7 protein-coding genes and 1 pseudogene are annotated in these 3,460 nt (G+C 42.1%); 1 reads left to right on the top strand and 7 read right to left on the bottom strand.

The window, feature by feature from the left end:
- Window positions 1-98: 98 nt before the first annotated feature.
- The 5 genes from FE392_RS22220 to FE392_RS19220 form a co-directional block, all read right to left on the bottom strand.
- On the bottom strand, window positions 99-350 hold the full coding sequence (locus FE392_RS22220; RefSeq protein WP_439153515.1) for an integrase core domain-containing protein: 252 nt from the start codon (window positions 348-350) through the stop codon (window positions 99-101).
- Entirely contained in the window at window positions 316-510 is a 195-nt protein-coding gene (locus FE392_RS22215; protein ID WP_439153514.1) for a DDE-type integrase/transposase/recombinase, read from the bottom strand. The genes FE392_RS22220 and FE392_RS22215 overlap by 35 nt, the downstream gene beginning before the upstream one ends.
- A 375-nt stretch (window positions 511-885) precedes the next feature.
- Window positions 886-1,194, bottom strand: coding sequence for a hypothetical protein (locus tag FE392_RS19230; protein ID WP_319931756.1), 309 nt, complete (start codon window positions 1,192-1,194; stop codon window positions 886-888).
- 13 nt (window positions 1,195-1,207) lie between these two features.
- Complete coding sequence (locus tag FE392_RS19225; RefSeq protein WP_319931755.1) at window positions 1,208-1,906, bottom strand: RHS repeat domain-containing protein; 699 nt, start codon at window positions 1,904-1,906, stop codon at window positions 1,208-1,210.
- 105 nt (window positions 1,907-2,011) lie between these two features.
- Window positions 2,012-2,167 (bottom strand): hypothetical protein, encoded by a 156-nt coding sequence (locus tag FE392_RS19220; protein WP_319931757.1) that lies wholly within the window; start codon window positions 2,165-2,167, stop codon window positions 2,012-2,014.
- Between FE392_RS19220 and FE392_RS19215 the strand changes: the two are divergent.
- Window positions 2,152-2,403: pseudogene (locus FE392_RS19215) on the top strand (SymE family type I addiction module toxin). The gene FE392_RS19220 and the pseudogene FE392_RS19215 overlap by 16 nt on opposite strands.
- Window positions 2,404-2,469: 66 nt before the next feature.
- On the opposite strand, the gene FE392_RS19210 reads toward FE392_RS19215, so the two are convergent.
- Entirely contained in the window at window positions 2,470-2,943 is a 474-nt protein-coding gene (locus tag FE392_RS19210) for a hypothetical protein (RefSeq protein WP_319931754.1), read from the bottom strand.
- 12 nt (window positions 2,944-2,955) lie between these two features.
- Window positions 2,956-3,460: RHS repeat-associated core domain-containing protein (locus FE392_RS19205; RefSeq protein WP_319931753.1), on the bottom strand; the 505-nt coding region annotated here is incomplete at its 5' end.

Genomic DNA, 3,460 nt, shown 5'->3' with positions numbered 1-3,460 from the left:
ACGAAAAAGAGAAAAAAAAAAAAAAAAAAAAAAAAAAAAAAAAAAAAAAAAAAAAAAAAAAAAAAAAAAAAAAAAAAAAACAACTAGCCCGGATTTCTCTACGCCATGACACAGGGCGTAGAGTGAGACATTTTCCCATTGTTTTTCGTATTCAACGGGAGCAATGCTCCATTGAAATTATGAGGACGAATGTAATTATAATATCCCCCCAAATATTGCGTGTTATCTCTTATCGCCTCATGAATATCCAGATAGCCTTCTGGTTGAAGCCATTCACTTTTCAAACTTCGGAAAACCCGTTCCATCGGTGAATTATTATAGCAGCAGCCTCTGCGGCTCATGCTTTGGATAATCTTGTTTTCGCCAGAATAAGTGGTGGCACTTCTTGCTACTGTATTGACTTCCCTGGTCGAAGTGAAAAATCTGTCGACCTTCAATGTGGCGCGTAGCCAACGCATTACTCAGTGCCCGACAGACCCGCTCTGCATCCGGTGATGTTGATAGGTCTATGGCGGTGTAACATCTTGTTGCAAAAAATTCGGGGAAGCAACGTGCTTTTCCCCACTGGGCGATAATGATGGACCCCGGCTGAGGTCATCACTGATTTTGAGATTGGCGGCTCGGTCACGGTGAAAATCATGGACGGCTGTCTGGTGCTAATCCCCGACAGTTCCGAAACAAACATGTCTCAAACAGCAATACCTGCGCCAGCAGGCGCAACTCAGTGAAATTAAGCTGAAGATGCGGGAGTTGATTGGCGACTATAAAAGTGGCTAAGGGCAGGGATTAAGCGGCTCTTAAAAAAGCACAAAGCCGGAAGATCACATTGGTCTTCCGGCTTGAATTAAAGTAAATTTTTAATCAATGAAATACTCATTACTACACTCAAAGAACTTCAACTGTGGCAACAAATTTAGGCCCTTCATAGACATTTAGAGTAAACCCTTGAGTAAGTAAGAAATCAGGGGCGTCCTCAACTAGAAAATAAGCCTTACCTAATCCTATTCTGTTGCTTCCCTCATCATAAGAGTTACTTTTTATGTCTAATACTAAACTCCAAGATGTTGGTTCACCAACCTTGCCTTTCATTGGTTCAGTAATAACATAATATAGTACATTAAGTGGCAAAGCCGCCTTTCCGCCTTGAGCTTCAGCAACCCAATTAACTTTGACGTTAGCTGTTAATCTTTCCATAAAATGCTCTCTACTAACATGATTCAGCCTCAATAAACTTAGTCCATTGAGGTTTAACTTGTGCCTTATTAAGATCAGTTACCTCGATATATCGAGCATTACCTATATTATCTAAATTCTTAACTGAATAAGCAGCATTCGCTACACGGTCTGGTACATGAATTTGAACAACTCGGAAATCACCACCATGTCCCATCTTGTGTCCCCAAGTAACAGCATCTTTATAGGATTCTGCAAACCATTTACCTTCCATAGAACCATTCCCTCCGGCCCATTTCCCTGTTTTTATCAATACATCATATTCATCAAGATGCATTCCTCGGTATAACACCATTAACCCAAGGGGATCGATCCAGTTAGCTGGGTTATGCATATAACTATAAGGATAAAAACCGCCTGCCAGCCCTATCGGGTCTGCCGAGATGTACTGCGCCGTCTCCGGATTATAGTAACGAAAACGGTTATAATATAACCCGCTTTCTTCGTCTTCAAATTGACCTAAAAACCGCAGGTTACAGTTAACATGATAATCCGGTTTATTGGAAGCGATGACCTGAAAACGTTCCGCTTTGCCCCACGTTTTTAGTCGTTGTGCCCAAACCAGTACCCCTTCCTCGGATAACATCTCGCGCGGTGTACCCTGATGGTCAATATAGTGTAGCTTGCCTGGCTGACGGCGCGAGGGCGCCCGGTTCGTAGAGCCAGCGGACACGCTGATCTTCCACATGTGTACCATCGGTGTAAATCGGCGTTTCCTCGATAAGTTGGTCGCCGCTCCACAGGTAAGCCTGCTCCATGATGGCATCGGCTCTTGGCGCTAAATCCGGTTTACCGCCAGCCACCGTTGCAGGTTTGCCGCCGTGAGCTTGCCATCGTACACTTTCAGTTTACGGATACGCCGCCCAAAAGCATAACCGCGCGGTAAATAAAGCCGCCAAAACAAAACGTTATTACACCATGGGATACGTGCCACAAAATGACAAGGCCAACGCCCCGCCAGCGATACATCTGAAAGGGCAATAGTTTAAGGCTGCCGGCTTTGGGATTGACGGTTCGGTCACGGTGAAGATCATGGATGGCTGCTTAGTGCTCATCCCCGACAGTGACAAGACGAACAGCCTCAAACAGCAATACCAGCGCCAGTAGGCGCAAATTAGTGAAATTAAGCTGCGGACGTGGGAGAAGACTGGGGATTACAAGGCAGGGTGATGATAAAAAGCCGGAAGATCATGAGAATGTTTCCAGCTTTATTATGGTCTTAAAAACAAACTGATATTAAAGAGTGTTTTTTATCAATGCTATACCTTCAGGATTTTCTGAACGGCAACTTTTCGCTAAAAGAGAAAAAGCATCATCAACACCATTTATTCTATATATTTTGTCAAATTGGTCATAATCTATTAATGTTAGTACGATCCAGTTATTCATCTTGCTAAGAACGTCATAAAAAAACAAGTATAAGTCATTATTTTCTAATGACTTTCCTTTATCAATTAACTCTTGCAATAGGTTTATTGAATTTCCTTTCAAGGTATAAGAGTTATAATTTCCTAATATAACTTCATTTCCGATTAACTTATTGTAACTATTTGTATCTTTATATTCCTCAAAGATAACATAATCCTTCCATTGATATTGCTTGGGATCTTGTGAATATTTTTCACCGTTCCATTCAACAAAAATTTCCTTTAAATCAAATAATTCAAGATTTATGTCTTTTGGAAGAAAAAGTTCAAATAATATATCCATAATTGTTCCTTTTTACTTGCTTCCATTTGGATCGAAAGGAAGCCTATCTGCTCTTTTCCATCCATACTGTCCTTCATAATGGAATGGATGTTGGTGTGGGTTTGTATGATCAGGACGACCATGACTTGTCCAGTGAACTTCGCTTAAAGGAACAGGTTTTCCTTTTGCGGGAGGCCATGTTGCTTCAGGAAAGGTAGCTGATTGCCTATAAACTTCCCCTGTTTTACCACTAACTTTTCCACCTAATACAGTATGCGCTCGTCCCTCTGCCGCAGGATGAGGTAGAGGAATATCTTGGCTATTCACTACTTGTTTATCTAATGGTATTGGTTTGCCATTAGAATCACGAGGTATATATACACTATCTCCTGGTGTATTGGCTTTGATGTCCTCACCAATATTCGGGCAGTCTTTGCCCGCCAACCCCAACGGATCTATCCATCTTGCGGGATTATGTACGTAGCCATAAGGGTTATATCCCCCCAGCAGCCCTATTGGGTCGGGCGAGATGTACTGC

The organism is Xenorhabdus santafensis (assembly GCF_033949405.1).
Lineage (GTDB): Bacteria > Pseudomonadota > Gammaproteobacteria > Enterobacterales > Enterobacteriaceae > Xenorhabdus > Xenorhabdus santafensis.
This window is presented reverse-complemented; position numbering and strand designations above follow the sequence as displayed.

Bases quoted from the DNA above. Each gene is read 5' to 3' on its own strand.
- FE392_RS19210 (WP_319931754.1), bottom strand. From the start codon at position 2,943: ATGGATATATTATTTGAACTTTTTCTTCCAAAAGACATAAATCTTGAA.
- FE392_RS19230 (WP_319931756.1), bottom strand. From the start codon at position 1,194: ATGGAAAGATTAACAGCTAACGTCAAAGTTAATTGGGTTGCTGAAGCT.